The sequence below is a fragment of the Cellulosimicrobium sp. SJTW-1 genome, from assembly GCF_047716875.1.
GTDB lineage: Bacteria > Actinomycetota > Actinomycetes > Actinomycetales > Cellulomonadaceae > Cellulosimicrobium > Cellulosimicrobium funkei.
The window spans coordinates 1,854,052-1,878,991 of record NZ_CP136680.1 but is presented as its reverse complement, the minus strand read 5'-3'; the positions used below and the strand labels follow the sequence as shown (position 1 = coordinate 1,878,991).

17 protein-coding genes and 3 rRNA genes are annotated in these 24,940 nt (G+C 71.8%); all 20 read right to left on the bottom strand.

What is annotated here, in order from left to right; all coding sequences use genetic code 11:
- Positions 1 to 2: 2 nt before the first annotated feature.
- The 20 genes from recN to argC all read right to left on the bottom strand — a co-directional run bounded on the left by recN (position 3) and on the right by argC (position 24,700).
- Entirely contained in the window at positions 3 to 1,733 is a 1,731-nt protein-coding gene (gene recN, locus RSE42_RS08515) for a DNA repair protein RecN (protein WP_043658037.1), read from the bottom strand.
- Positions 1,734 to 1,735: 2 nt separating this feature from the next.
- Entirely contained in the window at positions 1,736 to 2,737 is a 1,002-nt protein-coding gene (locus RSE42_RS08510) for an NAD kinase (protein WP_034650767.1), read from the bottom strand.
- Positions 2,734 to 3,813, bottom strand: coding sequence for a TlyA family RNA methyltransferase (locus RSE42_RS08505; protein ID WP_415298603.1), 1,080 nt, complete (start codon positions 3,811 to 3,813; stop codon positions 2,734 to 2,736). The genes RSE42_RS08510 and RSE42_RS08505 overlap by 4 nt, the downstream gene beginning before the upstream one ends.
- Before the next feature lie 2 nt (positions 3,814 to 3,815).
- A complete protein-coding gene (locus tag RSE42_RS08500; protein ID WP_085388060.1) occupies positions 3,816 to 4,019 on the bottom strand; it encodes a hypothetical protein in 204 nt (67 codons plus the stop codon).
- Between the two features lie 149 nt (positions 4,020 to 4,168).
- Positions 4,169 to 5,191 carry an HAD-IIA family hydrolase gene (locus RSE42_RS08495; protein ID WP_415298602.1) on the bottom strand — a complete coding sequence of 341 codons (1,023 nt, stop codon included), beginning with the start codon at positions 5,189 to 5,191 and terminating at the stop codon, positions 4,169 to 4,171.
- The gene (locus RSE42_RS08490) at positions 5,188 to 5,976 is read right to left on the bottom strand and encodes a hypothetical protein (protein ID WP_415298600.1); all 789 of its coding nucleotides are present in this window, start codon (positions 5,974 to 5,976) and stop codon (positions 5,188 to 5,190) included. Before RSE42_RS08490 ends, RSE42_RS08495 begins: the two co-directional genes overlap by 4 nt.
- A gap of 960 nt (positions 5,977 to 6,936) precedes the next feature.
- Positions 6,937 to 7,053, bottom strand: a 5S ribosomal RNA gene (gene rrf / locus RSE42_RS08485).
- 95 nt (positions 7,054 to 7,148) lie between these two features.
- Positions 7,149 to 10,256: ribosomal RNA gene (locus tag RSE42_RS08480) — 23S ribosomal RNA — on the bottom strand.
- 468 nt (positions 10,257 to 10,724) lie between these two features.
- Positions 10,725 to 12,246 (bottom strand): 16S ribosomal RNA (locus RSE42_RS08475).
- The 16S, 23S and 5S rRNA genes sit together here, the layout of an rRNA operon.
- Positions 12,247 to 12,859: 613 nt before the next feature.
- Positions 12,860 to 14,119 carry a tyrosine--tRNA ligase gene (gene tyrS, locus RSE42_RS08470; protein WP_415298598.1) on the bottom strand — a complete coding sequence of 420 codons (1,260 nt, stop codon included), beginning with the start codon at positions 14,117 to 14,119 and terminating at the stop codon, positions 12,860 to 12,862.
- Positions 14,120 to 14,274: 155 nt separating this feature from the next.
- Complete coding sequence (locus tag RSE42_RS08465) at positions 14,275 to 15,030, bottom strand: DNA-3-methyladenine glycosylase (RefSeq protein ID WP_415298597.1); 756 nt, start codon at positions 15,028 to 15,030, stop codon at positions 14,275 to 14,277.
- A gap of 25 nt (positions 15,031 to 15,055) precedes the next feature.
- Complete coding sequence (locus tag RSE42_RS08460) at positions 15,056 to 15,730, bottom strand: uridine kinase family protein (RefSeq protein ID WP_415298595.1); 675 nt, start codon at positions 15,728 to 15,730, stop codon at positions 15,056 to 15,058.
- A 46-nt stretch (positions 15,731 to 15,776) separates the two neighbouring features.
- On the bottom strand, positions 15,777 to 17,231 hold the full coding sequence (gene argH, locus RSE42_RS08455; RefSeq protein ID WP_415298594.1) for an argininosuccinate lyase: 1,455 nt from the start codon (positions 17,229 to 17,231) through the stop codon (positions 15,777 to 15,779).
- The gene (locus RSE42_RS08450; protein WP_043655541.1) at positions 17,228 to 18,457 is read right to left on the bottom strand and encodes an argininosuccinate synthase; all 1,230 of its coding nucleotides are present in this window, start codon (positions 18,455 to 18,457) and stop codon (positions 17,228 to 17,230) included. Before RSE42_RS08450 ends, argH begins: the two co-directional genes overlap by 4 nt.
- Positions 18,458 to 18,543: 86 nt before the next feature.
- Complete coding sequence (locus RSE42_RS08445; RefSeq protein WP_171467809.1) at positions 18,544 to 19,080, bottom strand: arginine repressor; 537 nt, start codon at positions 19,078 to 19,080, stop codon at positions 18,544 to 18,546.
- The gene (gene argF / locus RSE42_RS08440) at positions 19,077 to 20,012 is read right to left on the bottom strand and encodes an ornithine carbamoyltransferase (RefSeq protein WP_043655535.1); all 936 of its coding nucleotides are present in this window, start codon (positions 20,010 to 20,012) and stop codon (positions 19,077 to 19,079) included. The genes RSE42_RS08445 and argF overlap by 4 nt, the downstream gene beginning before the upstream one ends.
- Positions 20,012 to 21,304: an acetylornithine transaminase gene (locus tag RSE42_RS08435; RefSeq protein WP_415298867.1), complete on the bottom strand. Its 1,293-nt coding sequence runs from the start codon at positions 21,302 to 21,304 to the stop codon at positions 20,012 to 20,014. Before RSE42_RS08435 ends, argF begins: the two co-directional genes overlap by 1 nt.
- Before the next feature lie 110 nt (positions 21,305 to 21,414).
- Complete coding sequence (gene argB, locus RSE42_RS08430; RefSeq protein ID WP_415298591.1) at positions 21,415 to 22,401, bottom strand: acetylglutamate kinase; 987 nt, start codon at positions 22,399 to 22,401, stop codon at positions 21,415 to 21,417.
- On the bottom strand, positions 22,398 to 23,609 hold the full coding sequence (gene argJ / locus RSE42_RS08425) for a bifunctional glutamate N-acetyltransferase/amino-acid acetyltransferase ArgJ (protein ID WP_194216585.1): 1,212 nt from the start codon (positions 23,607 to 23,609) through the stop codon (positions 22,398 to 22,400). Before argJ ends, argB begins: the two co-directional genes overlap by 4 nt.
- A complete protein-coding gene (gene argC, locus RSE42_RS08420; protein ID WP_114553400.1) occupies positions 23,606 to 24,700 on the bottom strand; it encodes an N-acetyl-gamma-glutamyl-phosphate reductase in 1,095 nt (364 codons plus the stop codon). Before argC ends, argJ begins: the two co-directional genes overlap by 4 nt.
- Between the last annotated feature and the right edge of the window lie 240 nt (positions 24,701 to 24,940).

Genomic DNA, 24,940 nt, shown 5'->3' with positions numbered 1-24,940 from the left:
CCCTATCGTCCCACGACCGACGACTCCAGAAGCTCCACCGCGTGGCGGCGGGCCGCGTCGGAGTCCTCCTGGCCCGAGAGCATCCGCGCGAGCTCGCGGACGCGCTCCTCCCCCGTGACCTCGCGCACACCGGTGACCGTGACCGCGGTCGACGGGTCGCCCTCGCCCGACGCCTTCGTGACGACGAGCTGCACGTCCGCGAACGCCGCGACCTGCGCGAGGTGGGTGACGACGACGACCTGGGTGCGCCGCGCGAGCGACGCGAGCCGGCGCCCCACCTCCACGGCCGCCTTGCCCCCGACCCCGGCGTCGACCTCGTCGAACACGAACGTGGGCAGCACCTGGCCGGTGCCGTCGACGGCGGCCGTCGCGAGCGCGACCTCGATCGCGAGCATGACGCGCGACAGCTCGCCGCCCGACGCCCCCTTGCCCAGCGGGCGGGCGGGAGCGCCCGCGTGCGCGACGAGCGAGAACGTCACCGCGTCGACGCCCCACGGGCCGGGCTCCTCTGCCCGCTCGACGTCCACGACGAGGCTCGCCCCGCCCATCGCGAGCCCGCGCAGCTCGTCGGTCACGGCCGCGGCGAGCTCGGCGGCGGCCCGCTCGCGCGAGGCCGTGATCGCCGTGCCGAGCCGGTCCAGCTCCGCGTCGAGCTCGTCGCGGCGCGCCGTCGCGGCCTGGAGCCGCTCCCCGCCGTCGTCCAGGTCCAGGAGCCGCAGCCCCGCGTCGCTCGCCCAGGCGAGGACGTCGTCGACCGTCTCCCCGTAGCTGCGCGTGAGCGTCCCCAGCTCGGCGAGGCGCGCGTGCGCCGACTCGAGACCCGCCGGGTCCGCCGCCAGGTCCTCGACGTAGCCCGAGATCTCCGTGGCCACGTCGGCCAGCACGTACCCCACCTCGGCGAGCCGCTCGGCGAGGCGGGCGAGCGCGGGGTCCGTCCCGGCCACCGACTCGAGCGCGCGGCGCGCGCGGTCGACCGACACGACGGCGTTCTCCTGCGGCTCCGCGGCCTCGTCCCCCGCGACGGCGTCGTGCGCGAGCTGCGCGGCGACCCGGAGCTCCTCGACGTTCCCGAGCCGCGCGACGAGCGCGGTGAGCTCGACGTCCTCGCCCGGCTGGGGCGCGACCCGCTCGACCTCGGCGAGCCCGAGGCGCAGCAGCTCCGCCTCGCGGGCGCGCTCGCCCGCGCGCGTCTCGATGTCGTCGATCTGCGCCTGCAGCGCCGACCGCTCGGCCCACGCCTCGCGGTACTGCCCGAGGAGCTCGGCGTGCTGCGGCCCGGCGAACGCGTCGAGCGCCGTGCGCTGTCGGCTCGCGGTCCGCAGCCGGAGCTGGTCCGACTGGCCGTGCACCGTGACGAGGTCGTCGGCGATCTCGGCGAGGACGCCTTGCGGGACGCTGCGCCCGCCGAGGTGCGCGCGCGAGCGGCCCTCCGCGGCGACCGTGCGCAGGATGACGACCGAGCCGTCGTCGTCGACCTGCCCGCCCGCGTCGTCGACGCGCTGCGCGACCGCCGGGCGGTCCGCGACGCGCACCCGGCCCTCCACGACGGCGCTCGCCGCGCCCGGTCGCACCGTCGCCGGGTCCGCCTTGCCGCCCATGAGCAGGCCGAGGCCGGTGAGGACCATCGTCTTGCCGGCACCCGTCTCGCCCGTGATCACCGTCAGCCCGGCGCCGACCGGGACGCGCGCCGACCGGATGACCCCGAGGTTCTCGATCGCGATCTCCTCGAGCACGCTCACTCCTCCTCGTCCGTGGTGCCCCCGTCGCCCGGGAGCCTGGCCGTCTCGCCCGCGCCGCCCGGAGCGGCGGCGGCGCGCTCCGCGGTGGTGCCCGCCGTCGCGGCGACGCTCGCCGCGCGCTCGCGCCACCCGACCACCGGCAGCGAGAACTTCGACACCAGCCGGTCCGTGAACGGCGCCGTGCTCAGGCGCGCGAGACGCAGCGGCGTGTCCGAGCGCCGCACCTCGACGCGCGAGCCGTTCGGCAGGTCGATGCGGCGGCGGCCGTCGCACGTGAGGACGCCCGATGACGCCGAGTCCGGCAGCACGTCGACCGTGATCGTCGAGCGAGGACCGACGACGAGCGGGCGCGCGAACAGCGCGTGCGCCGCGAGCGGCACGACGAGCACCGCGTCGACCTCGGGCCACATCACGGGTCCGCCGGCCGAGAAGGCGTGCGCCGTCGACCCCGTCGCGGTGGCCGTGATGACGCCGTCGCACCCGAACGACGAGAGCGGGCGGCCGTCGACGCCGAGCACGACCTCGATCATGCGCTCGCGCTGCGCCTTCTCCACCGTCGCCTCGTTGAGGGCCCAGCCGACGAGCGGCTCCGGCTCTCCCGGCAGGTAGGCACGGACCTCGACGATCGTGCGCTCCTCGACCGTGTAGTCGAACGCCGCGAGGCGGCCGACCGCCGCGCGCAGGTCCTCGCGCTCGCTCTCCGCCAGGAACCCGACGTGGCCCAGGTTCACGCCCAGCAGCGGCACGCCCGTGCCGTGGGTGAGCTCCGCGGCCCGCAGGATCGTGCCGTCACCGCCGAGCACGATGACGACCTCGGACTCCGCGACGCCCTCGCGCGCCCGCGTGCGCGCCATGTGGTCGCCGAACGACTCCGCGAGGTCGTCGTCGTGCAGCGTCACCTCGAACCCGGCGCGCTCGAGCTCGCTCACCGCCTCGTGCAGCGCGACGACCGCCTCGGGGCGGCCGCCGTGGGTGACGATCAGGACGCGTCGCGTCACGCTGCTCCTCCGGTCAGGGGTCGGTCGGTGGTCTCGGTCGCACCCGGTGCGGCGTGCGGTGCCGATGGCGGGACGGCCCCGGCGGAAGGTCGGGCGGACGTCTCGGCGGGCGGTTCGGCGGGCGGTTCGACGGACAGCTCGGCGGACGCAGCCGCGGCGCGGGCGACCGCGACGACCGGGGGCGGGCCGCCGTCGGGCCCCGGCTGCCACGCGACGGCCTGCGCCGCGGCGGCCTCGAGCGCCTCGTCCTCGAACGCCGCGCCGTCGGCCCGGCCCGGGTCGCCCGCGCGCAGCCACCAGAAGTACTCGCGGTTGCCGCTCGGACCGGGGAGCGGGCTCGGCACGACGGCGAGCGGCCGCAGGCCGACCAGCGCGGCGTGCCGCGCGACCGCGGCGACGACCTCGACGTGCAGCGCGGGGTCGCGGACGACCCCGCCGCTGCCGAGCCGCTCGCGGCCGACCTCGAACTGGGGCTTCACCAGCAGCAGGAGGTCCGTCCCGGGCCCGACGACGCCGGCCACGGCGGGCAGGACCATCGCCAGCGAGATGAACGAGAGGTCGCCGACCACGACGTCGGGCACGACGCCCACGTGCTCGGGCGACAGGTCGCGCACGTTGAGCCCCTCGTGCACGACGACGCGCGGGTCGGCCCGCAGCGCGGGCACCAGCTGGTCGTGGCCCACGTCGACCGCGACGACCTCGCGCGCGCCGCGCCGCAGCAGCACGTCGGTGAAACCACCCGTGGACGCGCCGAGGTCGAGGCATCGCGCACCGTCGACGACCGGGGCACGGGGCAGCCCCCCGGCCTCCGCCGAGCCTGCACGACCGGCCGCGTCCAGCGCGTCGAGCACGCCCGCGAGCTTGAACGCGGCCCGGGACGCATAGCCCGGGTCGTGCGGGTCGGGCGTCACCTCCACGAGGTCCTCGGGGCCGACGGCGGTCGACGGCTTGGTCAGCACCGTCCCGGCGCGCGTCACCCGGCCCGCCGCGACGAGCTCGGCCGCGTGCCGCCGTGACCGTGCGAGCCCGCGCCGGACGAGCTCGCCGTCCAGCCGGGCGCCGTCCCGCTCCCCCACGCTCAGTCCTCCGCGCGGGCCAGCTCGGCGACCAGCGCGTCGTGCACGGCCTCCAGCACCCCCACGTGGTCAGCCGTCGCGAGGCCGTCCAGCTCGGCGAGCCGAGCGAGGACCGGTTCGAGCGACACCTCGGCGTCGCCGACGCGCGCGTCGGCCGCACGGCCAGGGGGCGGACCGGGCACGGGTCGCTGCGGACCGTCCGTCATGTCCTGCCTCCTGTCTGGTCGCGCGTCACCCGGAGCGTCGCCCCGGGACCGCGGACCACGCTACCGGTAGCGTCCCACGGACGAGGGCGCGCGGTGCCGGAAGCACGCCGCGCGCCGTGCGCCGCCGCGGTGATCCGCCCCGCGTGCCGTCAGTGCGTCCCCACCGGGAGGTCGGGGACGCCCGCCGGGTCGACGGGCAGCCCGTCGTCGACCGCCGCCCAGGCGGCCGACGCCGCGGCTCGCACCGTGTCGATCGTCGCCGCGCCACGCACGTCCAGCCGGAGCACGCCGTCGTCGACGCGCGCCGCGGTGTCACCGCACGTCCACCAGCCCTCGGCGCCGCGCTCGGGCGCGGGGTGCGGCTCCAGGAGGCTGCGCAGGTCCGCGCCCAGGTAGTGCGGCCGCAGCCCGGGCTCCGCGAGGATCGCGTCCCGCGCGGTGCTCACGCCCGTGAGCACGTGCAGACCGGGGTAGCCCCCGGCACGCGCTCCGGCGAGGTCGGTGTCCAGGCGGTCGCCGACGACCAGCGGCGCCCGCGCGCCCGCCCGGTCGATCGCGAGGCCGTACATCGTGGGCGACGGCTTGCCGGCGCTGTCGGGCGTCACGCCCGTGGCGGCCCGCACCGCCCCGACGAGCGACCCGTTGCCCGGTGCGAACCCGCGGGCCGTCGGGAGGGACAGGTCGAGGTTGCTCGCCACGTGCCAGGCACCGCGCTGGACGGCGTAGGCGGCCTCGGCGAGCTGGGTCCAGCCGAGCTCGGGCGCGAACCCCTGCGCGACGGCGTCCGGCTCGTCGTCCGCGCTCGCCACGACGACGAAGCCCGCCTCGCGCACCGCCGTCAGCAGACCCGCGCCACCGACGACGAGGACGCGCGCACCCGGCTCGAGCCGGGTCCGCAGGAGGGCCGCGGCGGCCTGCGCCGCGGTCATCACCTCGTCCGGCGTCGTCGGGATGTCGAGACCGGTGAGCTGCTCCGCGACCGACTCGGGCTCGCGGGACGCGTTGTTCGTCACGAAGACGAGCCGCATCCCGCGCCCCCGCGCGGCCGTGAGGCCCTCGGACGCGTGCTCGATCGGCTCGTGCCCGCGGTACGCGACCCCGTCGAGGTCGACGAGCGCGAGGTCGTAGCGGTCTGCGAGCGCGACGTCGCTCGCGAGCAGGCCCGCGCTCACCGGTCGTCCCCGTCCGTCTCGCGCACGTCCGAGCCGGACGACGCCGACCCAGGCTCGACCGCCTCGGGCGCGCCGCCGCGCTCGTCGGTCGCGGCGTCGGGCTCTTCCGAGCCGTCCGCGTCCTCGTCCGCCTCCTCGAGCTCCTCGCTCAGGTCGTAGACGACGACGTCCTCGTCCTCCTCGCCGAGCGCGGCCGCCAGCAGGCGCGCGTCGATGCCGGCGAGGATCTCGGCGGCCTCCTCCGTGCGGCCGGCGAGCTCCAGGACGGACGCGCGCGCCTGGAGCACGCGGGCGCCGAGCTCGCCGCCGCGGCCGACCGGCGGCACGTTGTCGAGCGCCGCGAGCGCGGCGTCGAGCTCGCCGAGATCGACGCGCGCGCCGCTCACGACGATCGCCAGCTCGGTCCGGCCGACGTCGTCCAAGGTCGCGGCCTCGTCCGACGACGCGAGGGCGAGCGCGCGCTCCGGCCGCCCCAGGCCGCGCTCGCAGTCGGCCATGATCGGCAGGTGCTCCGAGGACCCGTTGAGACGGCGCACCGTGCGCAGCTCACGCAGCGCTTCGGCGTACCGTCCGGTCCGGTAGGCGGTCAGGCCCGCGGCCTCGCGCGCCACGTCGACGCGACCCGCACGACGCACCGCGGCCTGCGCGTGCTCGTACGCGAGCTCCGGGTCGGTGTCGATGAGGCGGCCCGCCATGACGAGGTGACGCCCGACGACCTCCGCGGTGTCCTTGCTCAGCGTCCGGAGCCTGCCGCGCGCCGCGCGGTCGAGCTGGGAGATCTGCACGTCCTCGGGCAGGTCCGGGCCGGCAGGGTGCCGGGGCTCGGGACGGCGGTCGAAGCCCTCGCGGTCGCGACCCGCCCCGGCGCGCGGGGCGTGACCCCGGCGCTCACCGCCGGGACGGTCACCGCCGCGGCGATCGTCGCGCGGTCCCCCCGGTCCCCGGCGCCCGCCCGCGGAGTCGCGGTCGAAGCGACCCCGACCCTCGTCGCCACCCCGTGCCGGACGGTCCGCACCGTCACGCCACGGGCGCGACCCGCTGTCACCGTCGCGAGGACGAGAGCGGTCGTCACGGCCTGCGCCGTACTCCCGCCGGGGACCACGCGACGCGTCGCCACGCTCGCCCCAGGCACCCCGACGCTCGGAGCGGTCGCCGCTCCGGGCGTCACCGGTGCCGCGAGGCCCGTCGCGACGGTCGCGGTCCGGGCGTCCGCCGGTACCGCGGCTCGCCCCGTCCCGCGCGGGCCGGTCACCGCCCGGGCGGCCACGGTCGTCGTCGCGCCGACCGCGGTATCCGCCCTCGCCCCGGCCCCGCTGGTCCCCGGCGCCTCGGCCCGCTCCCCGGGCGGGCCCGCCACGGCGGTCGCCCTGCCGGCCACGTCCCTCACGGGGAGGATCCTGCCGGCCGTCACGGTCGCGGCGACCGCCGCGGTCGTCGCCCGCGGACGGACGATCCGGCTCGGGCTCACGGGGGGTGTCGTTCACCGGGGTTCCCTCTCGTTCTGAAGTTTGCGCAGGCCATCCTCCCACGACGGGACGACGAGGCTCCTGCCGTGCCACCGGCGACCCGCTGACGATGCGGCAACCCGGCGTCCCTCAGGGCAGCGGATGCGCGGTGGCGTCCGGTCCGGTCGGCGGCTCTCGCACGCGCTCTGCACGGCGTGCTGCGGCACCAGCGAGTCGGCGTGCTGGGCGCGGAAATGCCGAAGGCCCACCCCGTGTGGGGTGGGCCTTCGGTGAAGGGTTGTCCGGCGGCGTCCTACTCTCCCACCCCGTCTCCAGGGCAGTACCATCGGCGCTGAAGGGCTTAGCTTCCGGGTTCGGTATGGGACCGGGCGTTTCCCCTTCGCTGTGACCGCCGTAACTCTGTTGAACCTCCTCGACACCGGGGCACCCCGTGTGGGGTGTGGTGTTGGTGGTTCGGGAACCGCACAGTGGACGCGTAGCAAAGTGTGTTGGTGTTGAAGTTGTCGGCTGATTAGTACCGGTCAGCTGCACGGGTCTTTCGTCCCCGCTTCCACGTCCGGCCTATCGACCCAGTGTTCTGCTGGGTGCCTCTCACCCCGTAGGGTATGGAAACCTCATCTTGAAGCAGGCTTCCCGCTTAGATGCTTTCAGCGGTTATCCCTTCCGAACGTAGCCAACCAGCGGTGCTCCTGGCGGAACAACTGGCACACCAGAGGTTCGTCCGTCCCGGTCCTCTCGTACTAGGGACAGCCCTTCTCAAGTTTCCTGCGCGCGCAGCGGATAGGGACCGAACTGTCTCACGACGTTCTAAACCCAGCTCGCGTACCGCTTTAATGGGCGAACAGCCCAACCCTTGGGACCTACTCCAGCCCCAGGATGCGACGAGCCGACATCGAGGTGCCAAACCATGCCGTCGATATGGACTCTTGGGCAAGATCAGCCTGTTATCCCCGGGGTACCTTTTATCCGTTGAGCGACGGCGCTTCCACAAGCCACCGCCGGATCACTAGTTCCGACTTTCGTCCCTGCTCGACCTGTCAGTCTCACAGTCAAGCTCCCTTGTGCACTTGCACTCGACACCTGATTGCCAACCAGGCTGAGGGAACCTTTGAGCGCCTCCGTTACATTTTAGGAGGCAACCGCCCCAGTTAAACTACCCACCAGGCACTGTCCCTGGTCCGGATCACGGACCGAGGTTAGACATCCGAAGCGGCCAGAGTGGTATTTCAACGTTGACTCCACCCGCACTGGCGTACGGGCTTCACAGTCTCCCACCTATCCTACACAAGCCGCACCGAACACCAATACCAAGCTATAGTAAAGGTCCCGGGGTCTTTCCGTCCTGCTGCGCGTAACGAGCATCTTTACTCGTAGTGCAATTTCGCCGAGTTCGCGGTTGAGACAGCGGAGAAGTCGTTACGCCATTCGTGCAGGTCGGAACTTACCCGACAAGGAATTTCGCTACCTTAGGATGGTTATAGTTACCACCGCCGTTTACTGGGGCTTAAATTCTGAGCTTCACCCCGAAGGGTTGACCCGTCCTCTTAACCTTCCAGCACCGGGCAGGCGTCAGTCCGTATACATCGTCTTGCGACTTCGCACGGACCTGTGTTTTTAGTAAACAGTCGCTTCTCCCTGGTCTCTGCGGCCGTCCACGCTCCCACCGCGAGGGTGTTCACGCTTCGGGCCCCCCTTCTCCCGAAGTTACGGGGGCATTTTGCCGAGTTCCTTAACCACGATTCTCTCGATCGCCTTAGTATTCTCTACCTGACCACCTGAGTCGGTTTGGGGTACGGGCGGCTAGAACCTCGCGTCGAGGCTTTTCTTGGCAGCATAGGATCACCCAGTTCGCGCTTGTGCGCTCACCGTCAGCTCTCAGCCTTGATGTCGGGCGGATTTGCCTACCCGACGGCCTACAGCCTTGGACGTGGTCTACCATCGCCACGCCGGGCTACCTTCCTGCGTCACCCCTGTTAATACGCTTACCTACTACCGGATTGGGTCCCGCGCGCCCCTGCCCGGTGACCCCGAAGGGTCGATGGGCAGGTTTGGGCGGTCAGCATCACCGGGCTCGGTATGGGCGGTTCTTCGCCGGTAGGAGAATATCAACTCCTTGTCCATCGACTACGCCTGTCGGCCTCGCCTTAGGTCCCGACTTACCCAGGGCGGATTAACCTGGCCCTGGAACCCTTGGTCATTCGGCGGACGGGTTTCTCACCCGTCTTTCGCTACTCATGCCTGCATTCTCACTCGTGTGGGCTCCACCGCTGGGTTCCCCCGCGGCTTCACCGCCCACACGACGCTCCCCTACCCACCTGCGCCTCTGGACCACGAAGGCCTGAGTTGAGCGCAGATGCCACGGCTTCGGCGGTGTACTTGAGCCCCGCTACATTGTCGGCGCGGAATCACTTGACCAGTGAGCTATTACGCACTCTTTCAAGGGTGGCTGCTTCTAAGCCAACCTCCTGGTTGTCTGTGCAACTCCACATCCTTTCCCACTTAGCACACGCTTAGGGGCCTTAGCCGGTGGTCTGGGCTGTTTCCCTCTCGACTACGGAGCTTATCCCCCGCAGTCTCACTGCCACGCTTTCACTTACCGGCATTCGGAGTTTGGCTGACGTCAGTAACCTTGTAGGGCCCATCGGCCATCCAGTAGCTCTACCTCCGGCAAGAAACACGTGACGCTGCACCTAAATGCATTTCGGGGAGAACCAGCTATCACGAAGTTTGATTGGCCTTTCACCCCTAACCACAGGTCATCCCCCAGGTTTTCAACCCTGGTGGGTTCGGTCCTCCACGCGGTCTTACCCGCGCTTCAACCTGCCCATGGCTAGATCACTTCGCTTCGGGTCTAGACCCAGCGACTATGGGCGCCCTGTTCGGACTCGCTTTCGCTACGGCTTCCCCACACGGGTTAACCTCGCCACTGAGCACTAACTCGCAGGCTCATTCTTCAAAAGGCACGCTGTCACCCCAGCCAAGGAGGCTCCAACGGATTGTAGGCACACGGTTTCAGGTACTATTTCACTCCCCTCCCGGGGTACTTTTCACCTTTCCCTCACGGTACTGGTCCGCTATCGGTCACTAGGTAGTATTTAGGCTTAGCAAGTGGTCTTGCCAGATTCACACGAGATTTCTCGGGCCCCGTGCTACTTGGGATCCCCTTCGGGAGGCCGCACCATTTCGTCTACCGGACTCGCACCGTCTGTGGTCCGCCTTTCAATGCGGTTCGACTATGACACGGCTTTCTTACTCCCCGGTGGACTGTCAGATCCACCAGAAGGGTCCCACAACCCCGAACACGCAACGCCTGACAGCTTGAACACGCGCCCGGTTTGGCCTCATCCGCTTTCGCTCGCCACTACTCACGGAATATCTCTTCCTGTCGGTACTGAGATGTTTCACTTCCCGACGTTCCCTCCACACACCCTATATATTCAGGTGCGGGTCACACGACATGACTCGTGCGGGGTTCCCCCATTCGGAAACCCTCGGATCACAGCTCGTTTGCCAGCTCCCCGAGGCTTATCGCAGGCTACCACGTCCTTCTTCGGCTCCTAGTGCCAAGGCATCCACCCTGTGCCCTTAAAAACTTCAACAAAAACAACAAAACTGCAGAGAACCAAGAACCACACCCCAAAGGGTGCGTCTTGATCTTTACAAAGATGCTCGCGTCCACTGTGCAGTTCTCAAACAACCAACGACCCCGACCCCACCAGACCCGCCTACCCCACCCACACCCTCATACAAGAGCGCAGACGAAGCGGTTCGTGGTCCAAGGACCGGCCCGTACCAGGCACCCCACCAACCGGTGGCCGGTGACCTGAGGACCCAACAGTGTGCTCGACAAGCCCCCCAGTCTCACCCGTGATGTTCCACCACCACCCGCACGAACCCCGAGAGGATCGTGCGAGCCGGCAGGTACTGACACCAGCAAGACCGAAGAAGCTCTTTCGTCAATGTTCCACCCATGAGCAACCACCCACCACACGGACGGCGATGGCGTGGCACCTGAACCACCCACCCACCGGCGAACACCGGCAAGGCGAGGGTTGGTAGCTCCTTAGAAAGGAGGTGATCCAGCCGCACCTTCCGGTACGGCTACCTTGTTACGACTTAGTCCCAATCGCCAGTCCCACCTTCGACCACTCCCCCCGCGAACGGTTGGGCCATGGGCTTCGGGTGTTACCGACTTTCGTGACTTGACGGGCGGTGTGTACAAGGCCCGGGAACGTATTCACCGCAGCGTTGCTGATCTGCGATTACTAGCGACTCCGACTTCATGGGGTCGAGTTGCAGACCCCAATCCGAACTGAGACCGGCTTTTTGGGATTCGCTCCACCTTACGGTATCGCAGCCCTTTGTACCGGCCATTGTAGCATGCGTGAAGCCCAAGACATAAGGGGCATGATGATTTGACGTCATCCCCACCTTCCTCCGAGTTGACCCCGGCAGTCTCCCATGAGTCCCCGGCATAACCCGCTGGCAACATGGGACGAGGGTTGCGCTCGTTGCGGGACTTAACCCAACATCTCACGACACGAGCTGACGACAACCATGCACCACCTGTGCACGAGTGTCCAAAGAGACCACCATCTCTGGTGGCTTCTCGTGCATGTCAAGCCTTGGTAAGGTTCTTCGCGTTGCATCGAATTAATCCGCATGCTCCGCCGCTTGTGCGGGCCCCCGTCAATTCCTTTGAGTTTTAGCCTTGCGGCCGTACTCCCCAGGCGGGGCACTTAATGCGTTTGCTGCGGCACGGAACTCGTGGAATGAGCCCCACACCTAGTGCCCAACGTTTACGGCATGGACTACCAGGGTATCTAATCCTGTTCGCTCCCCATGCTTTCGCTCCTCAGCGTCAGTTGCGGCCCAGAGACCTGCCTTCGCCATCGGTGTTCCTCCTGATATCTGCGCATTCCACCGCTACACCAGGAATTCCAGTCTCCCCTACCGCACTCTAGTCTGCCCGTACCCGATGCAAGCTCGAGGTTGAGCCTCGAGTTTTCACACCAGACGCGACAAACCGCCTACGAGCTCTTTACGCCCAATAATTCCGGACAACGCTTGCGCCCTACGTATTACCGCGGCTGCTGGCACGTAGTTAGCCGGCGCTTCTTCTGCAGGTACCGTCACTTGCGCTTCTTCCCTGCTGAAAGAGGTTTACAACCCGAAGGCCTTCATCCCTCACGCGGCGTCGCTGCATCAGGCTTTCGCCCATTGTGCAATATTCCCCACTGCTGCCTCCCGTAGGAGTCTGGGCCGTGTCTCAGTCCCAGTGTGGCCGGTCGCCCTCTCAGGCCGGCTACCCGTCGTCGCCTTGGTAGGCCATCACCCCACCAACAAGCTGATAGGCCGCGAGCCCATCCCTGACCGAAAAACTTTCCAACCACCCCCATGCGAGGACGGCTCATATCCGGTATTAGCCCCGGTTTCCCGGAGTTATCCCGAAGTCAAGGGCAGGTTACTCACGTGTTACTCACCCGTTCGCCACTAATCCGCCCAGCAAGCTGGGCATCATCGTTCGACTTGCATGTGTTAAGCACGCCGCCAGCGTTCGTCCTGAGCCAGGATCAAACTCTCCGTAAATGAACAACGCCCACCACCAGGACAAACCCGGCAGTGAACAATCCATACGAAGCGAACCCCAACAGGGTTCACAAAGCTGGCATCAACACGAAAGATGACATCATCTTCCGAAATCAACCAAAGGAATCCCAGACACAACCAACCCAACCACCCGGACGGGCAACCAGGCCAGCCATGCCACAGGGACAAAAATTTGGCATTGACTAACAAGCACACTGTTGAGTTCTCAAACAACCGACGCACACCAACTCAGCACCACCCGACCGGGCAGAACCTCGCTTGGGGCAACTTCTCTAATCTACCAGATCCTCGGTGTCCCTTCCAACTCGGTGTTCCGAGCTCGGAGGGCCGGCCGTGGAGCCAGCAGCCTCGAATATCCTCAGGGCGCGCGAAGCACCCTGTCGATCTTCGAGGGGACCGCCCGGGGGACCAGCCACCGTCTCGGATGATCGAGACCCGGTGTCCGTTCCTCCCTGCCGGGCGAACGTCGAGAACACTACACGCGCTCCGCGGGAGTGCCAAATCCGCTCCGTGCCGCCCTCGCGGGACCCGACGCAGGAGGGGCCGGCACCGCTCGACGCGGCCCGGCCCCTCCTGTCCCTCGCCCTCCGGATCAGCCGGCGACGGCGACCCCGAGGGTCTTCTTGCCCCGGCGCAGCAGCGCGAACCGTCCGTGCAGCAGGTCGTCGGCCCCGAGCGTCGTGTCCTCACCGGTGACCTTGACGTTGTTGACGTACGCGCCGCCCTCCGCGACCGCCCGGCGCGCCGCCCCCTTCGACGCGACGAGGCCCGACGCCACCAGGAGGTCGACGACCGGGTCGCCGACCTGCGCCGTCGCGCGCGGCAGCTCGGCGACCGCCGCCTCGAGCGTGCGCTCGTCGAGGGCGTCGAGCTCGCCACGCCCGAAGAGCGCCTGGCTCGCCGCGATGACCGCGTCGGTCGCCGCCGCCCCGTGCACGAGGGTCGTCACGTCGGCGGCGAGCGTGCGCTGCGCCTCCCGTGCCCCCGGCCGCTCCCGGACCGCGGCCTCGAGCTCCGCGATCTCCTCGCGCGAGCGGAAGGTGAAGATCTTCAGGAACCGCACGACGTCGTCGTCCGCCGCGTTGAGCCAGAACTGGTAGAACGCGTACGGGCTCATCATGTCGGCGTCGAGCCAGACCGCGCCGCCCTCGGTCTTGCCGAACTTCGTGCCGTCGGCCTTCGTGATGAGCGGCGTCGTCATGACGTGCACCGACGCGCCCTCCGTCCGACGGATGAGGTCGACGCCCGAGAGCAGGTTGCCCCACTGGTCGTTCCCGCCCGTCTGCAGCGTGACCCCGTGGCGCAGGTAGAGCTCGTGGAAGTCGATGCCCTGGAGGATCTGGTAGCTGAACTCCGTGAAGCTGATGCCCTCGTCCGAGCTCAGGCGGCGCGCCACCGTGTCCTTGGCGAGCATCGTGCCGAGGCGGTAGTGCTTGCCCACGTCGCGCAGGAAGTCGATCGCCGACATCTCCGAGATCCAGTCGAGGTTGTTGACGACGCGCGCCGCGTTCTCCCCCTCGAAGTCCAGGAAGCGCGAGACCTGGCCGCGCAGGCGCTCGGTCCAGTCGGCGACCGTCTCCTTCGAGTTGAGCACCCGCTCCCCCGACTGGCGCGGGTCGCCGATCATGCCCGTCGCGCCGCCCACGAGCGCGATCGGCCGGTGGCCGGCGAGCTGGAGGTGGCGCAGCAGGAGGAGCTGGACCAGGTGGCCGTGGTGCAGGCTCGGCGCCGTCGGGTCGAAGCCGCAGTAATAGGTGATCGGGCCCTCGGCCAGCGCGGCGCGCAGCGCGGCCTCGTCGGTGGACTGCGCCACCAGGCCCCGCCATTGCAGCTCGTCGAGAACGTCGCTCACTTCTGCTCCTTCGTCGAGTGCCCGCCGTGCGGGCACGAGGGTGCGGCCCCGTCCGGGCCGCGGGTCCTAGTCTGCCGTGCCGGACGCCGTCGCCCGGCCACCGCCCACCTCGCGGGCGGCGCCGGACCGTGACGCCGCGGGTCGACGGCCCCGGCTCAGCGGGAGCGCGCGCTCACGCGGCGGTAGGCGGACACCGTCGGGTCCCCCGCGAGCCAGTACCGCCAGGGGTACAGCTCGCCGTCCCCGCCGTCGCCCGACACGCCGACGCGCGGTCCCGTGGCGATCGGCGGCCGGTGCGGCCCGTCCGTCGCCCGGTGCAGCACGAGCTCGCCGTCCGGGTCCGTCAGCTCCGCGCCGTAGTGGCGCAGGTCGAGGTCGAGCGCGACCGCGAGACGCGCCGGGCCGCGCGCGATCTGGCGGTCGGAGTCGCACCGGCCCGCGGCGGCCCGGCGGGACCGGGCGAGCCCGACGCCGTCGGTCACCTCCCCGGCCCTCAGCAGGACGGCGGACGCGCGGCCCACCGGCCCGCACACGACGTTGACGCAGTGGTGCAGACCCAGGTGGCGGTAGACGTAGAGGCGGCCCGGCTCGCCGAACATGGCGCGGTTGCGCTCCGTGCGCCCGCGGAAGGCGTGGGAGCCCGGGTCGCGCTCGCCGTCGTACGCCTCGACCTCGGTGATCCGCAGCGTGACGTCGCCCTCGGCGCTGCGCCGCGTGAGCAGGGCGCCCAGGAGGTCGCGCGCGACCTCGTGCACGTCGCGCGCGTACCAGCCGCGCGCCGGGGCGTCCCACGGCCCGACGACGCGCGCGCCCCCGGCCTCGCTCGTCCCGGTCGCGGCACCCGCCGCGATGCCCGTCGCCGCGTTCCCCGCAGTGTCCGTCGCCGTGTCCGTCCAGGCCTCCGCCGGCATGCCACCACCTCCCGTCCCGGGCAATCTACGCCTCGCCGCCCACGTCCGGGTCGAGCGCGGTCGGGCCCGGGCCGGGCGCCGTCCGCCCGGTGCGCACGAGCCGACCCCACCCGTCGAGGACGACGTCCGCGCGCTCGCGCGTGGCGTTGCGGCGGTAGTGCTCGCGCTCCGCGGCCATCCAGGCGAGCCAGTGGTCGCGCTGGTCCTCGCCGTCCCGGTCGAGGCCGCGCCGGAGCCGGACGTCGTCCGGCGCCTCGACCCACACGCGCAGCGCCGCGACCTCGTCGGCCTCGCGCCGCCCCGCCCCGCAGCCCTCGACCACGAGGTACGGAGCGGGAGGGACGTCGTGCCACTCGGCGAAGCGGTCGAGGTTCCAGTCGTACCGGCGGTACCGCCCGGCCCGGCCCGCGGCGAGCGGCGTCAGCACCCACGCGTCGAGCCGCGCCCAGGCGGGCTCGAGCCCGCGCCAGCCCTCGTAGAGGTCGTCCATGTGGAGCACCTGGGTGGGCAGCGCGTCCCCGAGCTGGGCGGCGAGGGTCGTCTTGCCCGAGCCCGCGGGCCCGTCCACCACGACGAGGCGCGTGCCCGACGTCGTCCCCTCCCCCGCGGCGACCGCGTCCGGGCCGGGCGGACCGAGGCGCGGGACGGCGTCGCGCACCCGGCGGACGAGCTCGGCGAGGACGTCCGGACCGACGCTCACGCCCGCGCCGCCGGGCACGCGTGCCGCACCGCGAGCCGGGGCACCGTCAGTCCTGGGCCCAGAAGCGGTACTCGGCCGAGCGCTCCTTCGCGGCCTCGAGCTGCTCGGCGACCCGCACCGGGGCGGTGCCGCCCACGGCGTCGCGCGACGCGAGGGAGCCCTCGACGCTCAGCACGTCGCGCACGCCCGGCGTGAGGTGCTCGGAGATCGACGCGAGGTCGTCGTCCGAGAGGTCCCACAGCTCGATGCCGCGCTCCTCGCACGTGCGCACGCACGCGCCAGCGACCTCGTGCGCGACGCGGAACGGCACGCCCTCGCGCACGAGCCACTCGGCGACGTCCGTCGCGAGCGAGAACCCCTGCGGCGCGAGCGACGCCATGCGGTCGGTGTCGAACTCGAGGGTCGCGACCATGCCGGAGAACGCGGGCAGGAGCACCTCGAGCGTGTCGACCTGGTCGAACACCGGCTCCTTGTCCTCCTGGAGGTCGCGGTTGTACGCGAGCGGCAGGCCCTTGAGCGTCGCGAGCAGGCCCGCCAGGTCGCCGATGAGGCGGCCCGCCTTGCCGCGCGCGAGCTCGGCGACGTCCGGGTTCTTCTTCTGGGGCATGATGCTCGACCCCGTGGAGTAGGAGTCGTGCAGGCGCACGAAGCCGAACTCCTTCGTCGCCCAGAGGATGACCTCCTCCGCGAGGCGCGAGAGGTCGACCCCGAGCATCGCGGCGACGAACGCGAACTCCGCGACGACGTCGCGCGACGCGGTGCCGTCGATCGAGTTCTCGACCGGGCCGTCGAACCCGAGCTCGGCGGCGACCGCCGCCGGGTCCAGGCCCAGCGACGAGCCCGCGAGCGCCCCCGACCCGTACGGCGAGCGCGCGGCGCGCACGTCCCAGTCGATGAACCGGTCGACGTCGCGCAGCAGCGGCCACGCGTGGGCGAGCAGGTGGTGCGCGAGGAGGACCGGCTGGGCGTGCTGGAGGTGCGTGCGGCCGGGCATGGCCGCGCCCGGGTGCGCGGCGGCCTGCTCGATGAGCGCGTCGACGACGTCGAGCACGAGTCGCGCGATCGTGCGCGCCTCGTCGCGCAGGTACATGCGCGTGAGCGTCGCGATCTGGTCGTTGCGCGACCGGCCCGCGCGCAGCTTGCCGCCGAGCTCGGGCCCGGCCCGCTCGATGAGCCCGCGCTCCAGCGCGGTGTGCACGTCCTCGTCGTCGTCGGCCGCGACGAACGCGCCCGACGCGACGTCCTCGCGCAGGCGCTCGAGCGCGGCGAGCATGCCGTCGAGCTCGTCGTCGTCGAGCAGGCCGGCCGCGTGCAGGACCTTCGCGTGGGCCTTCGAGCCCGCGACGTCCTGGCCCGCGAGGCGCCAGTCGAAGTGCGTGGACTTGCTCAGCGCGGCCAGCGCGTCGGCGGGGCCGCCCGCGAACCGGCCGCCCCACAGGCTGACGCGCGCCGTCTCGGTCGGCTCGACGGCGGTGCCGTCCTGGTCGTCGTGCGTGCTCACAGCGCTCCCGTCCCGAGGTCCACACCGTTGCCGAACTTCTCGTCGCGCGCGGCGGCGAGCTTCGCGGTGAGACCGTAGATCTCGATGAATCCCTTGGCCTGCGACTGGTCGAACGAGTCGCCCTCGTCGTACGTCGCGAGGTTGAAGTCGTAGAGGCTCGCGTCCGAGCGCCGGCCCGTGACGGTCGCGCGCCCGCCGTGCAGCACGAGGCGCACGTCGCCGGACACGTAGCGCTGGGTGTCGTCGACGAACACGTCGAGCGAGCGCTTGAGCGGGCTGAACCACATGCCGTCGTAGACGAGCTCGGTCCAGCGCTGCTCGACGCCGCGCTTGAAGCGGGCCTGCTCGCGCTCGAGGGTGACGTTCTCGAGCTCCTGGTGCGCGGCGATGAGGGCGATCGCGCCCGGCGCCTCGTAGACCTCGCGCGACTTGATGCCCACCAGCCGGTCCTCGACGATGTCGATCCGCCCGACGCCCTGGGCGCCCGCGCGGCGGTTCATCTCCTGGATCGCCTGCAGCGGGGTCACCGCGACGCCGTCGAGCGCGACCGGCACGCCCTGCTCGAACGTGACGACGACCTCGTCCGCGACGGGCGGGAACGTGGGGTCGTCGGTGTAGTTGTAGACGTCCTTGGTCGGCGCGTTCCAGATGTCCTCGAGGAAGCCGGTCTCGACCGCGCGCCCCCACACGTTCTGGTCGATCGAGAACGGGTTGTGCTTCGTCGTGGCGATGGGCAGCGCGTGCTTCTCCGCGTACTCGATGGCCTTCTCGCGCGTCAGCGCGAGGTCGCGCACGGGCGCGATCGTCTTGAGCTCGGGCGCGAGGGACGTCGTCGCGACCTCGAAGCGCACCTGGTCGTTGCCCTTGCCCGTGCAGCCGTGCGCGACGGTCGTCGCGCCGAACTGGCGCGCCGCGCGCACGAGGTGCTTGACGATGACCGGGCGCGACAGCGCCGAGACGAGCGGGTACCGGTCGAGGTACAGGGCGTTCGCGCGCAGCGCGGGCATGCAGTACTCCGCCGCGAACTCGTCGCGCGCGTCGGCGACGTACGCCTCGACGGCGCCGCAGTCCAGGGCACGCTGCCGGATGACCTCGAGGTCCTCCCCGCCCTGGCCGACGTCGACCGCGACGGCGACGACCTCGGCGCCCGTGGCCTCGGCGATCCAGCCGATGGCCACCGACGTGTCCAGGCCGCCCGAGTAGGCGAGCACGACGCGTTCAGTCATGACGGTCTCTTTCTGTGACGTGCGGGTGGGGTCGGGGTCCAGTCTCGCAGGGCGCTGCGGCCGCGCGGGGCGTGGTCCGACGGCGGTCAGTCCGGCGTGCCGGGGACGGTCCCGCCGTGGGGTCCGGAGAGCTCGAGGAAGCGCCGCGCGAGGTCCGCGCCGCCGTCGGGGTCGCGCGCGATGACGAGGATCGTGTCGTCGCCCGCGATGCAGCCGAGCACGTGCGGGAGCACGGAGTGGTCGATCGCCGACGCGAGGTAGTTCGCAGCACCGGGGGGCGTGCGCAGCACGACGAGGTTCGCGGACGCCTCGGCGGACACGAGCATCTCCGAGCACAGGCGCGCGAGCCGGGCCGCGAGGTACTCGGGCGACTCCGCCGTCTGCACGCTGCGGTCCCCGCCCTCCCCCGGCACCGCGTACACGAGCGCGCCCGAGGCGCCGCGCACCTTCTCCGCGCGCAGCTCGATGAGGTCGCGCGACAGCGTCGCCTGGGTCACCGACAGGCCCTCGCGCTCGAGCTCGCGCGCCAGCTCCGCCTGGGAGTGGATCTCGGTGCGGCGCACGATCTCGGCGATGCGCGCGTGGCGCGCCGTCTTCGTCGTCGCCGTGCGGGCCTCGGTCACGACCGCTCCAGGAGGAACGTGAGCAGCGCCTTCTGCGCGTGCAGCCGGTTCTCCGCCTCGTCCCACACCGCCGAGCGGGGGCCGTCGATCACCTCGGCGGTGATCTCCTTGCCGCGGTAGGCGGGCAGGCAGTGCAGCACGATCGCGTCGGGCTGCGCGTGCGCGAGGAGCTCGTCGTTCACCTGGTACGGCACGAACGGCAGGGCGCGGTCCTCGGCCTCCGCCTCGTCGCCCATGGACACCCACGTGTCGGTCGCGACGACGTCCGCCCCCGCGACGGCCTCGACCGGGTCGGACGTGACGAGCACCGAGCCGCCGGTCTCGGCCGCGATCCGCTCGGCGTCGGCCACGAAGACGGGGTGCGGCGGGTACCCGTCCGGCGTCCCGACCCGCACGTGCAGGCCCGCGGTCGCGCCGCCGAGCAGGTAGGAGTGCGCCATGTTGTTCGCGCCGTCGCCGACGTACGCGAGCGTCTGGCCCGCGAGCGCCCCCGTCCCGCCGCGGAGCTGGGCGATCGTCAGGAGGTCCGCGAGGATCTGGCACGGGTGGAAGTCGTCGGTGAGCGCGTTGACGACGGGGACCCGGCTGATCGCCGCCATCTCCTCGATCCGGTCCTGGCCGAACGTGCGCCACACGATCGCGGACGCCTGCCGGTCGAGGACGCGCGTGACGTCCGCGACGGACTCGCGCACCCCGACCTGGGCGAGCCGGCCGTCCACGACGACCGGGAAGCCGCCGAGCTCGGCGATGCCCGTCGCGAACGAGAGCTGCGTGCGCAGCGTCGGCTTGTCGAACAGGACGGCGACGCCCTGCGGTCCGGCGAGCGGCTGGCGGAACGTGCGGTCGTCGCGGAACGCGAGGCCGATCTCGAGGACCTGACGCTGCTCGGCGGGCGTGAGGTCGTCGTCGCGCAGGAAGTGCCGGGGGGCCATCAGGAGCTCCTCGTCGTGGGGTCGGTCGTGGGGGCTGACGTGGTGTCCGTCGTGGGGGCGTTCGTGGTGCCCGTCGTGGGGGCGGTGGGTGCGCCCGCTGGGGCGGCATTGTCCTCGGGGACCGCGACCGCGGCGAAGAACGCGACGACGTCGCGCGCCTGGTCGGCCGTGAGGACGAGCGGCGGCGCGAGCCGGATCGCGTCGGGCGCGACGGCGTTGACGACGAAGCCCGCGTCGAGCGCCGCGCGCGCGACGTCGGCCGCGACGGGCCGCGTGAGCTGCACGGCGAGCAGGAGGCCGCGGCCCCGAACGCCCGCGACGAGCGGGTTCCCGGCCGCGGCGATGCCGTCGCGCAGGAGCGCCCCGACGGCCCGCACGTTCTCGAGGAGCCCGTCGCGCTCGATCACCCCGAGCGTCGCGAGCGCCGCCGCGGCCGCCACGGGGTTGCCGCCGAACGTCGTCCCGTGCTGGCCGCGGCCCAGCAGCGTCGCCGCGCGCTCGCCGTACGCGACCACCGCGCCGACGGGGAACCCACCGCCGAGGCCCTTGGCGAGCGTGACGACGTCGGGCACGACGCCGCCGCCCACCTCCCGCTGCTGGTAGGCGAACCACGAGCCGGTGCGCCCGACGCCGGTCTGGACCTCGTCGAGGACGAGCAGCGCGCCGTGGCGCGCGGTGAGCTCGCGCGCGGCGACGAGGTAGCCCGGCGAGAGCGCGCGCACGCCGGCCTCGCCCTGCACGGGCTCGACGACGAGCGCGGCGACCTCGCCGCGGGCCGCCACCGCCGCGGGCGAGAAGGCTTCCTCGAGCGCGGCGACGTCGTCGAACGCGACGAACTCGACGCCGCCCGGGAGCGGCTCGAACGGCTCGCGGTACGCGGCCTTCGACGTCAGCGCGAGCGCGCCCATCGTCCGCCCGTGGAAGCCGCCCTGGAGCGCGAGGACCCGCGTACGACGCCCCGTGTCATTGTTCCGGCGCGCCATCTTGAACGCCGCCTCGTTCGCCTCGGTGCCCGAGTTCGTGAAGAACACGCGCGACCCCTCGGGCGCCTCCGCGAGCGCGAGCAGGCGCTCGGCGAGCGCGATCTGCGTCGGGGTGCCGAAGAAGTTCGAGACGTGCCCGAGCGTGCCGAGCTGGGCCGAGACGGCGGCCGTGAGCGTCGGGTGGGCGTGGCCGAGCGCGTTGACCGCGATGCCCGCGAGCAGGTCGAGGTACCGCTTCCCGTCGGCGTCCCACACGTACGCGCCCTCGCCGCGCACGAGGACGCGCTGCGGCGGGCCGAACGTGTCCATGACCGCGTGGGTGTAGCGGTCGGTCCACTGCGCGACGGAGCCGTCGGCCGGGGCCGTCACGGTGGTCGTCGGTGCGGGCGCGGGCGCGCCCGTCGGGTGGTCGAGCGCGTTCACGCGGCCCCTCCGGCGGTCGTGGTGAGCACGGGCGCCGGCGCGCCCGCGGCGTCGGGGACGACCATCGTCCCGTTGCCCTGGGTGGTGAAGACCTCGAGCAGCGTCGAGTGCGGCACGCGGCCGTCGATGACCGTCGCCGCGGGGACCCCGCCCTCGACGGCGCGCAAGCACGCCTCCATCTTGGGGACCATGCCCGCCGAGAGCGACGGCAGGAGCGCCGCGAGCTCCGAGCGCGTGATCTGCGCGACGAGCGAGCCGCGGTCCGGCCACGACGTGTACAGGCCCTCGACGTCGGTCAGGACGACGAGCTTCTTCGCGCCGAGCGCGACCGCGAGCGCCGCGGCGGCGGTGTCCGCGTTGACGTTGAGCACCTGGGTCGGGTCCTCGAGGTCGGGGGCGATGGTCGACACGACGGGGATGCGGCCGGCGTCGAGCAGGTCCTGGACCGCGGACGGGTGCACCTCGACGACGTCGCCGACGAGCCCGACGTCGACCGGCTCGCCGTCGACGGTCGCGTGCCGGCGCTGGGCCTGCAGCAGGCCGCCGTCCTCGCCCGAGAGCCCGACGGCGTACGGGCCGTGCGCGTTGATGAGGCCGACGAGCTCGCGCGAGACCTGGCCGGTGAGGACCATGCGCACGACGTCCATCGCCTCCGGCGTCGTCACGCGCAGGCCCCCGCGGAACTCGGACTCGATGCCGAGCCGGTCGAGCATCGCGGAGATCTGCGGGCCCCCGCCGTGCACGACGACCGGGCGCAGCCCGACGCGGCGCAGGAACACCATGTCCTCGGCGAACGCGGCCTTGAGCGTGTCGTCGACCATGGCGTTGCCGCCGTACTTGACGACGACGAGCGCGCCGGCGAACTCCTCGAGCCACGGCAGGGCCTCGACGAGCACCTCGGCCTTCTGCTCGGGGCGCAGGTCGGTGCGGGTGTCGAACGCGGCGTCGTCCGGGTGGGGCGTGGGCGTGGTGGAGTCGCTCATGAGGAGTACGCACTGTTCTCGTGGACGTAGTCGTGCGTGAGGTCGTTGGTCCAGACGGTCGCGCTCGCGGAGCCGGCGTGCAGGTCGATCTCGACGCGCACCTCGCGCTCGGCCGCGAGGTCGACGAGCTCGCGGGGCTCGCCCACGCCCCCGGCCCGGCAGACCTGGACGCCGTTGACCGTCACGTCGAGCAGGAGCGCGTCGAACGGCGCGACGTCCTCGGGGACGGTCCCGACGGCAGACACGATGCGGCCCCAGTTCGGGTCGTTGCCGAAGATCGCGGCCTTGAACAGGTTGGACCGCGTCACGGCGCGCGCGACGGCGACCGCGGCGTCCTCGCTGGACGCGTTGACAACCGTGACGGCGACGTCGTGGCTCGCGCCCTCGGCGTCGGCGACGAGCTGGCGCGCGAGCGACCCGCACGCCTCGGTGACGGCGTCGGTGAGCGCGTCGAGACCGACCTCGACCCCGGACGCGCCCGAGGCGAGCAGGATCACGGTGTCGTTCGTCGACATGCAGCCGTCGGAGTCGACGCGGTCGAACGTCGTGCGGGTCGCGGCCCGCAGCGCGGCGTCGGCCGTCGCGGCGTCGACGACGGCGTCCGTCGTCAGGACGCACAGCATGGTCGCGAGGCCCGGCGCGAGCATGCCCGCACCCTTCGCCATGCCGCCCACGGACCACGTCGCGGCACCGTCCGTCGCGGTGGCGTCCGTGACCTCGCGGACCACCGCGACCGTCTTCGGCACGGTGTCCGTCGTCATGATCGCGAGCGCGGCGTCGCCGCCGCCGTCGACCGCGGCGACCGGGTCCGCGAGCGCCGCCGCGGCCGCGTCGACGCCCGCGAGGAGCGCGTCCATGGGCAGCCGCACGCCGATGAGGCCCGTCGAGCAGACGAGCACGTCGCCCGCCGACGTCGCGAGCACGTCGGCGACGTGCTCCGCCGTGCGGTGCGTGTCGGCGAAGCCCTCCGGCCCGGTGCACGCGTTCGCGCCGCCCGAGTTGAGCACGACGGCCGTCGCACGCCCGTCGCGCACGGCCTGGCGCGTCCAGGCGACCGGCGCCGCGAACACGCGGTTCGTCGTGAGGACGGCCGCGGCGACGTCGAGCGGCCCGTCGTTGACGACGAGCGCGACGTCGCGCGCGCCCGTGGACTTGAGCCCGGCGGCGACGCCTGCGGCCCGGAAGCCCTGCGGGGTGGTGACGGTCACGGGGCGACCCCCTCGGTCGTGAGGCCCGCCGTCTGCGGCAGGCCGAGCGCGATGTTCATGGACTGCACCGCGGCGCCCGCGGTGCCCTTGACGAGGTTGTCGATCGCCGTGACGGTGACGACGCGGCCCGCCGCGTGGTCGACGGCGACCTGGACGAGCGCGGTGTTCGCGCCGAGGGTCATCGCCGTCGTCGGCCACTGCCCCGCGGGCAGCACGCGGACGAACGGCTCGCCGACGTACGCGTCCTCCCAGGCCTGGCGGACGCGCGCGTCGAGCGCCGCGGGGTCGAGGCGCGCGGCGTCGTCGGACAGGCGCGCCGTCACCGTGGCGAGGATGCCGCGCGACATGGGCACGAGCGTGGGCGTGAACGAGATGCTCACGGCCGGGGCCCCCGCGGCCCGCAGGTTCTGCGCGATCTCCGGGATGTGCCGGTGCGACCCGCCGACGGCGTACGGCTGGGCCGACCCGAGCGCCTCGGACGCGAGCAGGTGCGTCTTGAGCGACCTGCCGGCGCCCGAGTACCCGTTGGCGAGCACCGCGACGAGGTCCGTGCCCTCGACGAGCCCGGTGGCGACGCCCGGCTGGATGCCGAGCGTGACGGCCGTGACGTTGCACCCGGGGACGGCCACGCGCCGCGCACCGGCGAGCCGCTCACGCTGCCGGGTCTCGGTCGCCGCGGCACCCGGCGCGTGCGTCAGCAGGAGCTCCGGCAGCCCGTACGGCCACGTGCCTGCGTGCTCGGAGCCGTAGAACGCCGACCAGTCCGCCGCGGACTCGAGCCGGTGGTCCGCGCCGAGGTCGAGCACGAGCACGTCGTCGGGGAGCTGCGCCGCGATCTCGCCCGAGGCACCGTGCGGCAGCGCGAGGACGACGACGTCGTGCCCCACGAGGTGCTCGACCGCCGTCGGCAGGAGCACGCGGTCGGCCAGGGATCGCAGGTGCGGCTGGTGCTCGCCGAGGAGCGTGCCCGCGTTGCTGTGCGCCGTCACGGCGCCGATCTCCACCTCGGGGTGCCCGGCGAGCAGGCGGAGCGTCTCCCCGCCCGCGTACCCGGACGCACCCGCGACCGCGACTCTGATCGTCATATGCATCACTATACATACTTATGCAACGGTCGGGCCGGAGGTCCCGCCCCACGGTACGCGGGGTCGAGCTGGTGGGGTCAACGGTCCGCGGGTCACGTCCGCGGATCGGCATCGGCCTCCAGCCCCGCGGCCGGTCCGCCGGACTCGTCCGAGCCGACATGCGGTGACGACAAGCGAGAAGCAGCCCCACGAGCGGGGCTCGGAGGGGCCACTTCTCGCTTCTCAGCGGAACGTCCGGGACCGAGG